Source organism: Novosphingobium chloroacetimidivorans (genome assembly GCF_014204535.1).
In the GTDB taxonomy this organism is placed as follows: domain Bacteria; phylum Pseudomonadota; class Alphaproteobacteria; order Sphingomonadales; family Sphingomonadaceae; genus Novosphingobium; species Novosphingobium chloroacetimidivorans.
Map to the genome: position 1 here is coordinate 1 of NZ_JACHLR010000014.1, position 16,736 is coordinate 16,736.

At 66.8% G+C, this 16,736-nt stretch carries 14 protein-coding genes; 9 read left to right on the forward strand and 5 right to left on the reverse strand.

Annotated elements, in window-relative coordinates:
* Positions 1–112 precede the first annotated feature (112 nt).
* Genes HNO88_RS15100 through HNO88_RS15110 form a run of 3 tightly spaced genes read left to right on the forward strand, consistent with a single transcriptional unit; the run spans position 113 to position 5,974 of the window.
* Positions 113–595 carry a S8 family serine peptidase gene (locus HNO88_RS15100; protein ID WP_281384033.1) on the forward strand — a complete coding sequence of 161 codons (483 nt, stop codon included), beginning with the start codon at positions 113–115 and terminating at the stop codon, positions 593–595.
* Between the two features lie 8 nt (positions 596–603).
* Entirely contained in the window at positions 604–1,935 is a 1,332-nt protein-coding gene (locus HNO88_RS15105; RefSeq protein WP_184247254.1) for a hypothetical protein, read from the forward strand.
* A gap of 25 nt (positions 1,936–1,960) precedes the next feature.
* Positions 1,961–5,974, forward strand: coding sequence for an SIR2 family protein (locus tag HNO88_RS15110; protein ID WP_184247258.1), 4,014 nt, complete (start codon positions 1,961–1,963; stop codon positions 5,972–5,974).
* 226 nt (positions 5,975–6,200) lie between these two features.
* On the opposite strand, the gene HNO88_RS15115 is transcribed toward HNO88_RS15110, so the two are convergent.
* Together HNO88_RS15115 and HNO88_RS15120 are read right to left on the reverse strand one after the other, a co-directional pair.
* Positions 6,201–6,413 carry a hypervirulence associated TUDOR domain-containing protein gene (locus tag HNO88_RS15115; RefSeq protein ID WP_184247262.1) on the reverse strand — a complete coding sequence of 71 codons (213 nt, stop codon included), beginning with the start codon at positions 6,411–6,413 and terminating at the stop codon, positions 6,201–6,203.
* Between the two features lie 2 nt (positions 6,414–6,415).
* A complete protein-coding gene (locus HNO88_RS15120) occupies positions 6,416–6,787 on the reverse strand; it encodes a DUF3140 domain-containing protein (protein ID WP_184247264.1) in 372 nt (123 codons plus the stop codon).
* Positions 6,788–6,962: 175 nt separating this feature from the next.
* Between HNO88_RS15120 and HNO88_RS15125 the strand changes: the two genes are divergently transcribed.
* Positions 6,963–7,349 carry a BlaI/MecI/CopY family transcriptional regulator gene (locus HNO88_RS15125; RefSeq protein WP_184247267.1) on the forward strand — a complete coding sequence of 129 codons (387 nt, stop codon included), beginning with the start codon at positions 6,963–6,965 and terminating at the stop codon, positions 7,347–7,349.
* Positions 7,346–9,031 carry a M56 family metallopeptidase gene (locus tag HNO88_RS15130; RefSeq protein WP_184247270.1) on the forward strand — a complete coding sequence of 562 codons (1,686 nt, stop codon included), beginning with the start codon at positions 7,346–7,348 and terminating at the stop codon, positions 9,029–9,031. The genes HNO88_RS15125 and HNO88_RS15130 overlap by 4 nt, the downstream gene beginning before the upstream one ends.
* A 348-nt stretch (positions 9,032–9,379) precedes the next feature.
* On the opposite strand, the gene HNO88_RS15135 is transcribed toward HNO88_RS15130, so the two are convergent.
* Both HNO88_RS15135 and ypfJ read right to left on the reverse strand, forming a co-directional pair.
* On the reverse strand, positions 9,380–10,039 hold the full coding sequence (locus tag HNO88_RS15135) for a hypothetical protein (RefSeq protein ID WP_184247273.1): 660 nt from the start codon (positions 10,037–10,039) through the stop codon (positions 9,380–9,382).
* Positions 10,040–10,083: 44 nt separating this feature from the next.
* Positions 10,084–10,953, reverse strand: coding sequence for a KPN_02809 family neutral zinc metallopeptidase (gene ypfJ / locus HNO88_RS15140; protein WP_184247276.1), 870 nt, complete (start codon positions 10,951–10,953; stop codon positions 10,084–10,086).
* Positions 10,954–11,195: 242 nt separating this feature from the next.
* On the opposite strand from ypfJ, the gene HNO88_RS15145 reads away from it, so the two are divergent.
* The 4 genes from HNO88_RS15145 (at position 11,196) to HNO88_RS15160 (ending at position 16,111) form a co-directional block, all read left to right on the forward strand.
* A complete protein-coding gene (locus HNO88_RS15145; protein WP_184247279.1) occupies positions 11,196–12,722 on the forward strand; it encodes a M28 family peptidase in 1,527 nt (508 codons plus the stop codon).
* 70 nt (positions 12,723–12,792) lie between these two features.
* Positions 12,793–14,253 (forward strand): IMP dehydrogenase, encoded by a 1,461-nt coding sequence (gene guaB / locus HNO88_RS15150; protein WP_184247282.1) that lies wholly within the window; start codon positions 12,793–12,795, stop codon positions 14,251–14,253.
* A 125-nt stretch (positions 14,254–14,378) separates the two neighbouring features.
* Entirely contained in the window at positions 14,379–15,554 is a 1,176-nt protein-coding gene (locus HNO88_RS15155; protein WP_184247285.1) for an RsmB/NOP family class I SAM-dependent RNA methyltransferase, read from the forward strand.
* Between the two features lie 14 nt (positions 15,555–15,568).
* Positions 15,569–16,111 carry a tetratricopeptide repeat protein gene (locus HNO88_RS15160; protein WP_184247289.1) on the forward strand — a complete coding sequence of 181 codons (543 nt, stop codon included), beginning with the start codon at positions 15,569–15,571 and terminating at the stop codon, positions 16,109–16,111.
* A 66-nt stretch (positions 16,112–16,177) separates the two neighbouring features.
* Here HNO88_RS15160 and HNO88_RS15165 read toward each other — a convergent pair whose 3' ends face one another.
* Positions 16,178–16,660: an RNA pyrophosphohydrolase gene (locus HNO88_RS15165; RefSeq protein WP_184247292.1), complete on the reverse strand. Its 483-nt coding sequence runs from the start codon at positions 16,658–16,660 to the stop codon at positions 16,178–16,180.
* Positions 16,661–16,736: the final 76 nt, after the last annotated feature.

Here is a 16,736-nt window from a genome sequence, read left to right on the forward strand (position 1 = left end):
TCTGCTCTTCTGTGAACCTTGCTCGCTTCATTCGTCCGTCCTTCCATCAGGCCGGACTCTAATCAAGCTTGGAGGAAAACTCGGGGGTCACGTCACGGGCAACCATGGTACGCTGCCGATGCAGGGGGCGGGCGACAAGAGCTTCACGGTCGACCAGACGATCAACGATCCCGGCAATGCGGAGGATGCGATCACCGTGGGATCGACGCATGGCGAGGCGCCGCACATGTACGGCGTGTCGTTCTTTTCGTCGCGTGGTCCCACTGCCGACGGGCGGATGAAGCCGGATCTGCTCGCTCCGGGAGAGAAGATCCTTTCCTGCGCGACCGGTGCGAAGAAGCTGGAAGACCTGCGCGCGACCGACGATGGGATCGGCGAAGGGGCAGCCTGCTATCGCGAGGACAGCGGCACCAGCATGGCGGCGGCCCATGTCTCGGGCGCGGTCGCGGCGTTTCTGTCGATCCAGACCGAATTCATCAACGAACCGCAGCGGCTGAAGCGGGTCCTGATGGCCAGCTGCACCGACCTTGGACGCAAGCGCGACTTCCAAGGCGCGGGTCTGATCGACCTGATGCGCGCAGTGCAGTCGGTATAGGAGTTACCATGGAAACGCTTTCCTCCCTGCCGTTTGCAAGCTTGCGGGCGAGCAAGACCGGCGTGCTGTCTCAACCATTCGCGATGCCCGGGGGCACGACCGACCTCATCATCATCAGCCATGGCTGGAAGAACGACGAGAGCGACGCGCGCGATCTCTACGACACGCTGCTGACGAGCGTGCAGCGTGCGGCCGGGCCGGCGTTCGGGGAAGATGGAAGGCGCTGGGCTGTAGCCGGGGTGTTCTGGCCCGCCTTTCGGTTCCAGCCCGACCTTACCTTGCTGGCAGAGGACGGGCGTGCACAGGACGTGGCGGCGGCCTCCGTCGATGCAGCCGGGCAGGATCTCTCGCGCGAGGAGTTGGCCGGCTTGGCCGGCGCGATCGCCGTGATGCTGGACGTGGACGAGGGCGACTTCACGGACGGGGCTGTGAAAGCGGCACACGGCGGGGAGGAGGCGAACATCTTCGTGGACCGGCTGCGCTGCCTCCTGACCCCGGCTGCCGAGTTGCACGCCGACCATGCCGACCTGCTCGGACAGCAAAGCGGATCCTCGCTGGTGAACGCGCTTCGCAAGGGCACCGATGCCGCACTCTTGTTCGAAAAGCCGGAGCGGGGCGAGGGCGGCAACGCCGCCGGCTACAAGGAGGTCGTCGCGACCCTTCGGCAGTGGCGCCGGGGCGGCCGGGCGGCGGTCGCCAGCGTCCTGAACCAGGCCACGTACTACGAGATGAAAGCAAGGGCCGGCGTGGTCGGCGCGGCCATCGCTCCGGTTATCGACCAGGCGGTGCCCGCCAGCGTGCGAGTCCACCTGATCGGCCACAGCTTCGGGGCGCGGCTGGTCACGTCCTTGGCCAACACCTTGACCACGGTGCGCCCCGCGTCGCTTTCGCTGCTGCAGGGCGCGTTTTCGCACAACGGCTTCGGGGACAAGAGCAGCAAGCATGGCGGTGCTGCCGGCGTGGACGGGGCCTTCCGTCGGGTGGTTGCGGACCAGCGGATCAGCGGGCCGATCATGGTCACACATACGCGCAACGACACCGCGGTGGGCCTCGCCTACGCGCTTGCATCCACGCTGTCGCAGCAGGTCGCCAGCGGTCTGGCCGATGTCGCGGGTCGGTTGATCGGCGGACCGGAAGACCGCCACGGGGGGCTGGGCGCAAACGGCGCATTGTCGCTTCTGTCGGGAGAGTGGGCGGACCACGTCGCCCTGCCCGATGCGCCGACGCCTCGGTTTGCAAGCGGCAAGGTTCACAACGTCCTAGCCGACGCGATCATCGCCGATCACAACGATGTCAAAAATCCGGAGGTCGCTCGATGGGTGTGGGCGGCGCTGGCATGATCGCGGGTAAGCGGGAGGGGCACCGATGACGACCTTCCTCAAGCGCCACTATCTGAACGATGCGAAGCTTGCCCAGCGCGCGCTGCTGGAACTCCATCGCGCGCTGAACTCTGGCCGCCTGGTCGCGTTTACCGGTTCCCTGACCACGCAGCCTTGCGGCTATGGTACGTGGGACGAACTCATCGATGCGTACGGACGATTGGCGCAAGTCGCCCAGGATGCGCACGGCTGCGAAGACGCGCACGAGAGGATGGAAGCGGAGCTGGAGGCGATCCGGCAGGGCAAGCCGGTGTCAGCGACCCAGGTCGGCCATATCGCCGCGTTTCGCGCGTATGTCTCTCTGCCTCCGGAACAGCGGGCGCACATCGACCCCCGGGTGACGCTTGGCCTGTTCGAGGAACCGCTTGCCGGTCCTGACAGGGGAACGATGCCGATCTCCCGGCAATGGGGACACTGGGAGCTGGATCAGGTTCGTGAGCCGCTTCACCTGCTGTCCATCGCCATGGCTCGTTACTTCCGCAAACCCTATCGCAAGGTGGCGACGGATTCGGCGCAAGACGTGCTGGGGGCCTTGCTGAACGGGCTGGGCGTAAGGCGCGTGGCCACCTTGAACTACGACTTCGAAGTGGAGCGCCGCCTGATGCTTGCGGATCGGCAGGCCGACGGAGACTCGCCGTTCGATCAGCTGCGCAAGTTGCGCGCGATGGGTCAGCAGGACCTGTTCGACTGGCACTTGTCGAGCGGACAGATCCGCCGCCTGATGCCGAACGGTCAGGCCATAGAAAGCGACATCCTCAATCGCGAGCGGATCGACCGGATGCTGGAGTTCGCGGTGGGTGCGGACGATGTCGACCGCCACGTCCTGCATCTGCACGGGCGCGCGTGTTCCGCGGAGTCGATGATCCTCTCCTATCGCGACTACGACCGGCTGTACCGTCGCCAGGGATTGTCCAAGCTGCCGTTCGAGTTCGCGCAGCGCATCCTCATGGGCGGCAACCCGGTCCTGTTCGTCGGCCTGGGCATGTCGGAAAACGAGCTGAACGCAACGCTGCAGGACTTCGTCAGCAGCAGCCCCTACCAGCGCGCCGCGCCGACCTTCCTGCTGTGGAACACGCAGGAGCAGGACCGTGGCGCCAACACGGCGTTCGGAGAGCCGGCGAGCACGGTGTCGGGCGCGCAGATGCGCCGACTGGACCGGCTGCATCGGCTCGGTGTCCTCACCATCTTCGATACCGATCTGATGCCCTCGGGCGAGATCCCGCCGGCGGGGGACCTGCCGGCGCGGCTCGCCAGCATGATCAACAAGCTGGCGGAGCGTGCCGCCTGCATCGGCAGCCGCGAGGAATACACCGGAGGTCCCGCGTGGCGTCACATGATGCGCTCGCCCGCGAAAGGCGAGCCGACCATAGTGTGGCAGGTGGCGGGGACGTCGCGTCAGCTCGGGATCGAGGAGGGCGCCGTCAACCAGCAGGCGTTCGAGCGTCTGACTGCATGGATCAAAGACCATCGATCCGCCCCCGCACTGGGGATCATCGCCCGGCAGGGTTGCGGGAAGGGCTCTCTCGCCTGGCGGCTGGCACACGATGCGCAGGTCATCGGCGTCGCGCCGGAAGACACGATCCTGATCAATGCCAGCTTCAGCTTCGACACCGACAGCGTGCTCGACGCGGTGGCCCGGTTCCTCGATGAACGCACGATCGGCACCTATCTCGAAGGTGGCCAAGGCGGCGTGCCGAAGATGAGCCGCAATGCCTTCTTCCGGTCCTTGAGCACGGCCCATCACCGGCCCATCCTGATCATCGTCAACGGATGCGAGCGTTTCTTCAGCGTCCGCGGCGAGATGCTGAGCGCGGAGTTGCACGAACTCTTCTGGCGCTGTGCAACCGGCAAGCTGCCGTTCGTGCGATTGGTCTTGCTCGGCACCTCGCGTACCCGCAGTTACATCGAGACGCTCGGTCCACCCGTGCTGGAAGCGTCGGAGATCGGGCTGGAGCCAAGCTGGAGCGAGGAACTGCCGCCCATCCAGCGCTTCGACATCATTCGCCGGGCGTTCTGCAATCACGGTGTCGATCCGGCAAAGATCGCCCCCGGATCGAAGCGGCGGCTCGATCGCGCGGTGCTGGATGCGCGCGCCATGGGCGCGGCGCGGATCAGCGGCGATCTGGCGGAGCTGCGGCGCGCCTTCTTCGACCTCTACCTCGATCCTGCCGTTCTGGGGCAGCCGCTGGGCAAGCAGTTGGGGCTGGCGACCGACGTGATCCGCGCGCTTGCCTTTATCGGCCTGCCGGCGGAAGCCGCGGTGCTGGTTCATGTGCCGCGTCTGCGCCAACCCGCTCCTCGATCCGTGTCCGAAGTGGAAGCGGTGCTCACGGTTCTGGAGGGGCTAGGCCTGGTCCTGCGTATCCGCGGACATCAACCGCGCATATCGGGTGCGACCGAGACCGCGGCGAGGTTCACGCTGCCACGCCTGCTGATGACCGAGATGCGCGCGCGGTTCTCGGTGCCTCTTTCGGAAGCCAAGCTTTCGACTGCCTACAACATGTCGCTCTACGTGGCGCAGCCGGTGGATGGCTACATCCCGGAACCGGAGATCCACGACGAACTCGGCCAGATGGTGGATCGACTGCTTGGCGCCTATCGCGACGTGGCGCTTCGCGAGCCCAAGCTGGTGCATCCGGACGAGCGCGAGACGCTGGTGGCGATCAGTGCCGAACTCATGCCGCACGAGGATCGCGCCACCGTCGCCCACGGCGTACACCGGCGCGATCTGGCGAGGGAACTGGAGACTCTGGCCAGCGTCGCCAACATGCAGTGTTTCCGCGCCGCATTGGCCTTGATCCGCGGGTACTACACGACCACGGATCTCCTGACCCTGGATGTCGGCGATCGGCTGATCCGCGAGGATCGCGACCCCATCCTGCAGGAGCATGCCGAGCGACTGGACCGTCTGATCGACGCCTATGGCAAGATCGCGCTCGCTCGTCAGCGGCTGCGCACGCAGTTCGGGGACAAATTCGGCGCCAAGTTCGGCATGGTCGAGCCGCTCTATCCCGACGAACTGGTCTGGCTCCACAACGAGCGAGGAGTGATCCGGCTGGCGATGGGCGACCTCTACGAGGCACGCACATCCTTCCTGCGCGCGCTGGACATCAATCGCCTCCATGTGGAGCGCACCGACCGCTCTCATAACTGGCGTCGGATCCGCCTCAACCAGCTCGCCGTCGACATCGAGAGCGGCGAGATCGACTTGGCGCGGCGCAAGGCGGATGAGATCCTGGCGGTCAGCGAGGGGGCAGAATCCATCGGCAGCCGCGAGGACCGCCTCGCGATTGCAGTGGCATCGGGATATCGCGGATGGACCCACCAGCTTCATGGCAACGAGCGGGCGGCGCGGATCGATTACGACGCGGCCATCGCCTCGTTCGAGGCGGCCGAGGAAGCACGGGCCACGATCTATTTCGAGCGGCTACGCCATACTCTTTCGCAAGCGCATGACGATGGGGCGGGGCGCAACACACAACGCTCGCTGAACGCGGTGCTGACGGCAGCGCTGGCGACGCGGCAGATGGATCTGGTCTACCAGCTGCGCGTGATGCGATCGACCATCATCCTGGAGGCGAACGACAGCGACCGCGATTCCCGCAAGGCTGCTCGCCAGGTGCTGGAGGACGCGCAGACCTATGCCTTGCAGACGGCGGTCAATCGTGTTCGGGTGGAAGCAAGCATGGCATTCGCGGGCGCGCAGCAGGCCTCGGGCGACCATGAGGGCGCGCTCCGATCCGTATCGGATGCCATGATGGTGGCGACCCGTTACGGCATGGAGCTGCGCAAGATCGTGCTCCGGTCCATGATGGCGCGCATCATGGCCGAGCGCGGCCACCCGATCACCGCCACCAACCTTGCCGAAACGGCGATCCGGATGGGCAGTCGGCTGCGCTATGCCATCGCGATCAAGCATGCGGAGGAAACGCTTGCCCGAGTGCCGAAGATCTCTGCGCTGATGCAGGCACTCGACACGTCGTCATTACATCCGCGGTGATCGGCATCGACCGGGTAAAAATGTTTGCGGCAACCATGTGGCGGGGTGCTTTCGCCAAGCGACCGATCATCGCACCCGCTGGGCCGGGCAGCGCTCATCTGCTCCAGCCTCGAGAGCTGATGCCGACCGATCGAGTGATTGGGCCTGGGAAGCTTTCCGGCACCGTAGGCCCAAACGACCGGTCGCGATCGTACGATGCGAGCCGGCCTCGGTCGGTCGAATGCCGCTACGATGTCTTGCGAAGTTCCTGAGGCTTGTGAGCGGCTTCCTTGCCGCTCTTCGCGCTCTTGACGAGGTATTCGGGATTGTCCTTCGAGGCGGCCACCTTGTGTTTCTTGATGTGCGTCTCGCTGGTGAGCTTCTTCTCGACCGTGCCGTGCGTCTTGCCTTGGCTCGTGTCCCACTCGACCTTGTCGCCCTTCTTGAATGTCTTCGTCATAGTCAGCCTCGCTTCTTGAGGGGATCGTGTCCCCAGTTCATCAGGGAGTAGCGCCATCGCGAATGCTCGGTGTCCTTGGCGGGACCGCCTTGGGCCAAGTGCCGGTGCACGTAGCCGGTCACCTTGCGCATATGCTCGAGGTCGGCGGTGGTGAGATCCGCCTTTTTCTTGCGCTTGATCGCGACGATCTTGCGGCCGGAATCGTGACCGACGGACTCCTTGCTGCCATCGGCCTTCCAGCCGACGGCCTTGCTGTCATCCGTCTTGAGCCATGTCTCCAACTCCGACGCCGTCATGTTGACGGCCGCGTCGAACTCGTTGGCGATCGCATCGCGATCCAGGTCTTCTGCCGCGGCATGCTTGTGCTCGGTCATGGCGGCCTCTCTTGCTGCGGAATAACAATCGGTTGTCGCCGTCGCAGGTTCCTCGGGTGCACCAAGGGGTCACCCCGAGATATTCACGGAGCGAGCGGCCTTCCTCGAGATTCATCTGGCGTTCATGTTTACAGACGTAGTCGTTTACACATGTAAACAGCTAAGCGAGAACTCCATGGTCGATGCACCGCAACAACCGGAGAGGATCTCCGATGCCGAACACGCCGTCATGGAAGCCTTGTGGGACCGGGCACCGCTGACCGCGTCCGAGGTGTGCGACAAGGTCTGCGACGAGCGGAGCTGGAGCCTCGCCACGGTCAAGACGCTGCTCTCACGCCTCGTCGCCAAGCGAGCGGTGGTCACGGAACCCGACGGGAAGCGCTTTCTCTACTCACCCGGCATCGCACGCGAGTCCTACGTCGGCACGGAAAGCCGCCGGCTGGTCGATCGCCTGTTCGGCGGACGCGCCGCGCCGTTGTTCGCGCATCTGGCCCAGGCCGATGCCCTGACCGAGGATGACATCGCCGAGATCGAGGCGCTCTTGAAGGAGCTCAAGTCATGATCGCGTGGTTGACCGACACTCTTGTGATGACTGGCGTGCTGATGGCCCTGATCCTGCTCGTGCGACGTCCGGTCGGGCGATGGTTCGGGCCGAGCGCGGCCTATGCCCTGTGGGCCTTGCCGATGATCCGGCTGCTGCTGCCACCCCTCGTCCTGCCGCAAAGCCTGGCCATCGCCACGCCGACGCACTCCTGGACGCCTCCCGCGGATGCCGTAGCGGAGGTGACCGCGGCCAGTTACGCCTACGATGAGGGCAACGCGTCCTCCGTCGCCGATGCGGGCGTGACCGGGCTGCCCTGGGCGACGATCCTGGTGGCCGTATGGCTTGCGGGTGCGGTCGTGTTCCTGGTCCACCGCTTCTTCTCGTATCACGCGATGCGACGCGAGTTGTTGCGCGAGGCTCGTGTGATCGGGCACTCGGGCGCCGTACGGATCGTCGAGAGCAGCGCGGTGAGTGCGCCCGTGGCGTTCGGTGTGATCGACCGAGTGGTGGCGCTGCCTCGTGGGTTCCTGGCCGAAGCGGACTCGGATGCGTCCGACTTCGCGATCACGCATGAGCTGGAGCATCATGCCGGCAACGACCTTGTCGCCAACATCGCGGTGCAGCCGCTGTTCGCGCTGCATTGGTTCAATCCGCTGGCCTGGGTGGCGTGGCGCGCGTTGCGCAGCGATCAGGAGGCGGCCTGCGATGCGCGGGTCATGGCTGGGCGTTCGCGGCGAGAACGCGAACGCTATGGCCGGCTGATCGCTTCCTTCGCCGCCGGATCGCGCTTTGCCCTGGCCGCACCGATGGCGGGGCCGCTCAAGGGCGACAAGCCGATCATCCATCGCCTGAAAGCCCTGGTGCGCAACGACGTGCCCGAGCGGCACCGCCTGCTGGGCCGAAGCCTGTTCGCCATCTCGATCGTCGCGGTGCCGCTCACCGCCTCGGTGACGTACGCGGCGCAGGAGGCGGAAGAGAACGTGGCCGAGCCTCTCGCCGCGATCCAGCCGGCTGCGAACGACGCGCCGATCGCACCTGCTTCGTCGCATGCGGTGGAGCACGATGGTTCGGCCGAGGCCGGCGAGGCTCAGCAGCGGTGGTCGCAGCACCGGTCCGCCAGGCACGAGCAGGCGGCGGTTCAGGCCGGCTCCGAGCACCCTGTCTTCGAGGCCGAACTGGAGCGCACCGTCGCGCGGTCCATCGCTGGCGCCGACCTGGCCGCTGCGGATGCCGACCTCGCCGCGGCGAATGCCGTCCGGGCTGAGCGCGAGGCGGAGCGGTTGGGCCGCGATGCCGAGCGCGCCGCCGCTCGTGCCGAGCACGACGCGGCGCGGCAATCGCGTCTGGCTCTGGCGCAGGCGCCCAAGGTCTTGGAGACGGTATCGCCGGACGGCAACGTGCAGACACTGCGCATCGTCACGCCGGCGCGTGCTGGGCGGCCCCGGTTCACGCGCACCATGGTTCTGGACGGCAACTGTCCGGCGGACCAGCAGCACCAGGCTCGCGCGGCCGCCGGTCGGGCAATGGCTGAGTCGCGCGTATGCACCGGCGCGCCCGACACCTCGCGCCATGTCGCCCTGGCGCTTCGTCGCGCACGCGCCTCGGTCGCCGCAAACGGGCACATGCCGGCCAAGGTCCGCAGCGACCTCCTTGCGGACCTGGATGAGGAGATCGCCGAGGCGACGCAGGGGCACGACTGAAGGGTAGGGTGGGGCCGACTGATTGCCCCGGCAAGATCCTCCCCTGCAAGGGGAGGTGGCGCGCGCGGAGCGCGTGACGGAGGGGTGTCACCGCTTAGGCTGTGCGCGACCGATAGGGTTACACCCTCCACCACCAGCTACGCTGGCGGTCCCCCTCCCCTTGCAGGGGAGGATCTACGGTCACGGTCACGGTCACCAGCGCTCTGCGCTCTCAGTTCCAGCGGAGCTTATCCCGAGTGAGTTGCGGGCCGCAGGATACGCGCATCAGCGTTTGAGCAGGTTTACGACGTCGGCGCCGCAGCGGATCTCTCGGACCTTCCGCAAGATCGTCGCCAAAGCTTGCCGCGCTCACCGGGTTTGTTGGACGACAGGCTCCGACGTGAACACAGGCGTACGCTTCGTAGGCGAGGGCGAGGGCGCGGCTACGACTGCGGTGTCAGGCGTGATGCGGGCGTCGGTCCCCTTGGCGTCGTCTGCGCGCTTCTCCTGCTCGATGTGCTGCGCGACGATCGTCTCGGTAGCCGGGGACGCGGGATACGGGCAGTTGCGCGCCGCGCCGACGCCCTTGAGGAACCCCCGCCGGGCGAGACCGGCCTGGATCGCCCCGCGTATGGCGCGCTCCTGGCGGTTGGCGCCAGAGACTTCGCGGATCAGCGAACGGAACGGGATGAAGGTGCCCACCGCCCATTGCGCGATACGGCCCTTGCTCAGTCGCGCGCGCTCGGCCTGAGGCAGGTCCAGGTCCGGACCCAGGATCGCGTCGAGTTCGCTGACGGCGGCACTCAGCTGCTTGCACGTCTCGAGGTTCTGCAGCGCGTAGGGGCGCAACTCGGCTTCGGCCAGCAGGGCTGGAATCTCGGTGCGGCTGAGATTTAGGTCGGTCATCGGCGTCTTGGCGACGTCCACCACATCCGGCTCTCGATCCGTGATCGGGCGTGGCTCATCGCGAGCAAGCGCCGGTGCTGCGATCAGCGCGGGAACCACGATCGAGACCCAGCCAGTGCGCATCATGCTCCTCGAACCCAGCCGCTCCATGATCGGTAAGCTAAAGATCAGCTTTTCAGATCGGCGAAGGTGTCACAAGCTTCGTCGTTACCCGTTTCCAACCCACGCTTCAGCCACTGCATACGCTGCGCGCTTGAACCGTGGGTGAAGCTTTCGGGCGAGACTTGCTGGCCGGCGCTGCGCTGCAGGGTATCGTCGCCGATCGCGCTGGCGGCGGTGAGGCCTTCCTCCATGTCGCCGGCTTCGATCAAGTCGCGGTGCTGTCCCGCCCACACTCCCGCGTAACAATCTGCCTGCAGCTCCATGCGCACTTGCAGCGCATTGGCCTGGCTGCCGCCGGCCTGCTGCTGGGCGCTGCGGACCTGGTCGGCGATCCCGGTGAGCTTCTGGACATGGTGGCCGTACTCATGGGCGATCACGTAGTAGCGGGCGAAGTCGCCTCCTGCTCCGAGCTGCTTGTCCAGCTGATCGTAGAAGCTGGTATCGATGTAGATGCCCTGGTCGGCCGGGCAATAGAACGGCCCCATCGCGCTTTGCGCGGCGCCGCACCCCGAACCGGTGCCGCCCTGGTAGAAGTGCAGGGTCGGTTGTTCGAACGCGATGTTCGCCTTCTGGAACAGCGGCGACCAGGTGCGGTTCAGCGAATCGAGCGCGTTGCACGATTCCAGTGCATAGGCGTTGCGGTTGCAGATGGCGTTCGCATCGCTGGTGATTGGTTCGCTCTGCGAAGGGCCGACTTGCTGCTGCGTGCCTTCGATCGCGCCGATCATCTGCCCCGGATCGACCCCGAAGACCACCGCGCCGATCAGCGCGATCACCAGCGTGCCGCAGCCCAGCTTGCCCCCGCCGCCGCCCGGAAACCCGGAGCTACCCTCGGTCACGCGTATGTTGTTGGGGTCGAAGGGATTGAGTCTCACGCTGATACTGCCCCTTGTTGCTCGATACGTCCGGCGCGTCGGTCAAAGCGCGGCGGTGCGGCTTTGTTCCCTACCCGCGCAGCGCGCGGGCGTAGCGGTACGCGGGAGGTTCCCGCACGCACCGGCCGATCGGCTCCCGCCCGTGCGACAATGATGCATCGGTGGGGGTTTATTTGTCGCCCGCTCTTGATTCATGCTCCCGAAATCGTCCTAGTCTGCAAGCGTCAATCCGACTGGACTGCATGAACAGGGGCAAAGCGAGACTCGCCGGAAAGGCAGCGCTGAAATGCGCGATGCTGGCGCTTGCCCTGGCGATCGGCAGCGAACCCGTGCTGCCCGCTCCATCGTCCCGAGCCGATCGCGAACTCGAAGACCGGCTGCGCGCGCACATCAAGGTGCTCGCCAGCGATGACTTCGAAGGTCGCGAACCGGGCACCGAGGGCGAAGCGAAGACGCTGCGCTATCTCGGCAAGGAATGGTTCGACATCGGGCTGGTCTCGGGCACGAATGATCCGGGCCACGAGTGGTTCGCCCCAGTGACCCTGATCGCCAGGGAGCCGGCGGACCATGTCGCGCAGTTCCAGGTCAAGGGCCGCCGCTTCGCTGTGGCCAAGGACCAGGTGCTGGTGCTGACCTCGGGTAAGCGCAGCCTCGTGCGCGAGGCGCCGCTGCTGTTCGTCGGCAAGGCGAGCAGCCCCGAACTCACCCGCAACGAACTGGCGGGGCGCGTCGCGGTTCTGCTCGACGGCATCGTTAGCGAGAACAATCCGGAGGTCAGCGCCCGGCAGAACCAGCTGCTCGCCCAGGGCGCTTCGGCTGTGCTGACCGTGCTCGACGGCGAGCGCTCGCTGGAGCAAGTGGCCGCTCGCCGTGAGCGGACGGGCTATGCCCTCGCCGAGGAGACACTGGGCGGGGACCTGGAGGCGTTTGTCACGCGCGATGCGATGACGGCCTTGCTGAAGGGCACGGGGCGAACGCTGGACGACTTGTCGAAGGCGTCGACCCAGCCCGGCTTTGTGCCGGTGCCGCTGGACATCTCCGTGACGCTGGAGGCCACCACGCGCGAGACCACGATCCGGACCCACAACCTGATCGGCAAGCTGCCGGGGCGCAGACCGGAGACAGGCGCGGTGCTGCTGCTGGCGCATTGGGATCACTTCGGCATCTGCGCCGAGCCGCCGGCCGAGGACCTGATCTGCAACGGCGCGATCGACAATGCCAGCGGCGTCGCGGCCCTGACCGAGGTGGCGCGCCGACTGTCTCGCGGCCCGCAGATGGACCGCGATGTGTACTTCCTCGCGACGACGGCGGAGGAGCTGGGGCTGATCGGCGCGCATGCCTTTGCCGAGAACCCGCCGCTGCCGCCCGACCAGATCGTCGCCGCCTTCAACATCGACAGCGTGGCGGTTGCCCCGCGCGGCTCGCCGTTCGCCATCGTCGGGCGTGGCTTGACCGGCCTCGATGCCCAGATCGCGGAAGTCGCCAAGGCCGAGCGAGTCATGCTGCTTCCCGGCAGCGAGGCCAACGAGTTCGTCAAGCGCCAGGATGGCTGGGCCTTGCTCCAGCACGACATTCCCGCCGTGATGGTGACCACCGCCTACAGCAAGATCGACCGCATGCGCGCGTTCTTCGATGGCGACTATCATCGGCCCAGCGACGACTTGTCCCGCCCGCTGGAGCTTGGCGGCGCGGCGGACGACGTGCGGATGCTGACCGCGCTCACTCGCAGGTTCGCCGATCCGCGCCGGGTGCCATCAAAGGTGAAATGATGCCCTAGCGGTCGGCGCCCGGCTTGTTTACATGGGCCGCCACGAATCCGGACCGGAGACAAGGCACATCATGGAAATTTCGCTCGGGCTCACTTTTGACGATGTCCTGCTGCGCCCGGCGAAGTCAGACATCGTTCCGACGCAGGCCGACACCCGCACGCGGCTGACACGCGAGATCGGGCTGAACATCCCGGTCGTCTCCTCGGCGATGGACACCGTCACCGAAGGCGACATGGCCATCGTCATGGCGCAGATGGGCGGCATCGGCGTGCTTCACCGCAATCTCACGATCGAGGAACAATGCGCCGCGGTGCGCTCGGTCAAGCGGTTCGAGAGCGGCATGGTCGTCAATCCGATCACGATCTCGCCCAACGCCACGCTTGGCGACGCTCAGGCGCTGATGAGCCAGCACCGCATCAGCGGCATCCCCGTGGTCGAGCAACCGGGCGGCAAGCTGGTCGGGATCCTCACCAACCGCGACGTGCGTTTCGCCGCCAATCCGCTGCAGCCGGTGTCCGAGCTGATGACGCGCGACAATCTCGCGACGGTGGGCCTGGGCGTCACGCAGGAGGAGGCGCGCCGCCAGCTCCACCAGCGCCGGATCGAGAAGCTGCTGGTGGTCGACGACGATTTCCGCTGCATCGGCCTGATCACGGTCAAGGACATCGAGAAGGCGGTGATGTACCCCAGCGCCACCAAGGACGCCGCCGGCCGCCTGCGCGTCGCCGCCGCGACCACCGTGGGCGACAAGGGCTTCGAGCGTACCGAGGCACTGCTCGCGGCAGAGTGCGACGTGATCGTCATCGATACGGCGCATGGGCATAACGCCGATGTCGCCCGCGCGGTGGAGCGGGTGAAGCGCCTGTCGAACTCGGTGCAAGTGATCGCCGGCAACATCGCCACCGCCGAAGCAGCGCGCGCGCTGATCGATGCGGGCGCGGATGCGCTGAAGGTCGGCATCGGTCCTGGTTCGATCTGCACCACCCGCATCGTCGCCGGTGTCGGCGTGCCACAGCTCACCGCTGTCATGGAAGCGGCGGAAGAGGCCGAGAAGTCCGGCGTGCCGGTCATCGCCGATGGCGGCCTGCGCACCTCTGGCGATGCCGCCAAGGCACTCGCGGCCGGCGCATCGACGATCATGATCGGCTCGATGCTCGCGGGCACCGAGGAAGCGCCCGGCGAGACGTTCCTGTATCAGGGCCGCTCCTACAAGTCCTATCGCGGCATGGGCTCGGTCGGCGCGATGGGGCGCGGCTCGGCCGATCGCTATTTCCAGGGCGACATCAAGGACCAGATGAAGCTGGTGCCCGAGGGCATCGAGGGGCAGGTGCCCTACAAGGGGCCGGCGCGCGAGGTCATTCACCAGCTGGTGGGCGGGGTGAAGGCGGCGATGGGCTATACCGGCTCCGCCACGATCGAGGACCTGCGCCGCAACTCCAGGTTCATCCGCATCACCGGTGCAGGCCTGCGTGAGAGCCATGTCCACGACGTCACCATCACCCGCGAGGCGCCCAATTACCCGACGCGGTAAACATTGAGCTTGCCCGCCCAAGCACGTCCTCCGTTCGTGTCGAGCAAAGTCGAGACACGCCGGCGCTGCGCTCTCGTGTCTCGACTTCGCTCGACACGAACGGGATCGAGGGCTCGATTGCAGCGATGACACCCGCCGCCCGCGTCCAGGCTGCCATCGAGATCCTCGATCTGGTCATCGCCGCTGCCCGCAACAACGGCGCGCCGGCCGATCGGATCGTGTCCGACTGGTTCAAGTCGCGCCGTTTCGCAGGAAGCGGAGACAGGCGCGCGGTGCGCGACCTGGTCTTCCGCGCCATCCGCAGTTGCGGCGAAGTGCCCATGACAGGCCGGGCCGCCATGCTGCTGCTGGCGCAAGACGACGCAACCCTGTCCGGCTTGTTCGACGGTTCCCGCCATGCACCCGAGCCGATCCGCCCAGATGAGCCCGCGGCCGAACGTGGCATCGCGCCGGCCTGGCTCGTCGACGCACTGGAGCGGAGCGGCATCGAGGGCACCGAGGCGAGCGCCTTGCTCGATCGCGCGCCTCTCGACATTCGCGTCAACACGCTGCGGTCAGGCAGCGCCGAGGTCCCACCCGGAGGCGAGCGCACAGCGGCTCCGAACGGATGGCGCTACCCGCATGGTACGGCGATCGAGGCCACGCCCGCCTGGACGACAGGGACGATCGAGGTGCAGGACACCGGATCGCAGCTCGCCTGCGAGGCGGTGGCGGCGCGTGCGGGCGAGAGCGTGATCGACTTGTGCGCCGGGGGCGGGGGCAAGACCCTGGCGCTCGCGGCGGCAATGGACGGTTCGGGCCGGCTCCTCGCGACCGACACCGACCGCACCCGCCTGTCGCGCCTGCCGCCCCGCGCCGAACGCGCCGGTGCGGGCATGATCGAGACGCGCCTGCTCGATCCCAACCGGGAGGCCGAGCAATTGAGCGACTGGCAGGGCCAGGCCGATGCCGTGCTCGTCGACGCCCCATGTTCGGGCACCGGCACCTGGCGCCGCAATCCGGAGGCGCGTTGGCGCCTGACGCCGGCGCAGCTGCAGCGCTACGTGACAGTGCAGGCGCGGTTGCTCGACGTAGCGGCGGGATTGGTGCGCCCGGGAGGTCGGTTGGTCTACGTCACCTGCTCGCTGCTCGACGACGAGGGGGCGACGCAGGCGCAAGCTTTCCTGGATCGGGCCGGCTCCGGCTGGACCGCCGAGCCGCCCGTACTGCCGGCCGGCCGCCCGCGTGGCCCCGGTTTGCGCCTCACCCCTGCCCATGACGGCACCGACGGGTTTTTCATCGCGCGGTTTCGCCTGCTGTGATAGCGGTAGGGGAAATGACCAAGACATCGCTCTCGGCCAAGGACATCTTGATGCGCTACACCCCCGTTGCCCTCGCCCTTTCGCTGGCCGTCGCGATCAGTTCCAGCGTTCTCCACTCCGCTCCCGCCGATGCGCTCGACGCACGGGCAGCGGCGCTTCTGGCGCAAGGGCGCGGCGAGCTGACCGCAGGCCGGGTCGAGGGTGCCGTCAATGCCTTCGAAGCCGCGTTGACGGTCCAGCCTGGCAACGTGCAGATCCTGGTCGAGCTGGCGGCGGCCACCCGTCGCATGGGACTGCAAGGCAAGGCGATCCATTACTATCGCCAGGCGCTTGAGACTGACCCGCGCAACCTCTCGGCCATCGCCGGTGAAGGCGCCGCGCTGGCGGAGAAGGGGGCTACGGAAAAGGCCAACCGCAACCTCGCGCGGCTCAAGACGCTGTGTGGCGGCGACTGCGCCGAGACGCGCCAACTCGCGGCCGTGATCGCGCGTGGCCCCGCGCCCCGCGTGGTGAGCGCAGCGGCGATCACTCCCAAGCCGATCGTTTCCGAGAACTGACGAGGCGGGAAGGCGTAAGCAGGAGAGATCGCGCCGTGGCCAGTCCGAGCCCGGGCGATGGTGCGCTCAGATCAGTGGGCGGAACTCGTCCAGCACGGTGCGGTAGACGCGCTTCTTGAACGGCACGATCATTTCGGGCAGCAGCTCTGGCTCCAGCCACTGCCACTCGCAGAATTCCGGCGGCTTGTGGGCGTTGAGGTCGATGTCGGCATCCTGACCCTCGAACCGCGCCAGGAACCAGGTCTGGCGCTGGCCACGGTACTTGCCGCCCCACAGCTTGCCCATCAGGTGCTCGGGCAAATCGTAGAGCAGCTCCTCCTTGGTCTGGGCAATCAGGCTGACGTGCTCTTCCTTCACCCCGGTTTCTTCCCACAACTCGCGCAGCACGGCGGCGCGCAAGTCCTCACCCTTGTCGACGCCGCCCTGGGGCATCTGCCACCAGTCCCCTTCGCGATTGTCGATGCGCTTGCCGACGAACGCCTTGCCGTGGGCGTTCACCAGCATGACGCCCACGCAGGGACGATAGGGCAGGCGAGAGAAGTCGGTCATCGGTGTGGGTGATCTCGATCTGTGGAAGGGCCGGCGCGAGCGGCGGAACGGCATCCGCCACCGTGCGCGGTATCGA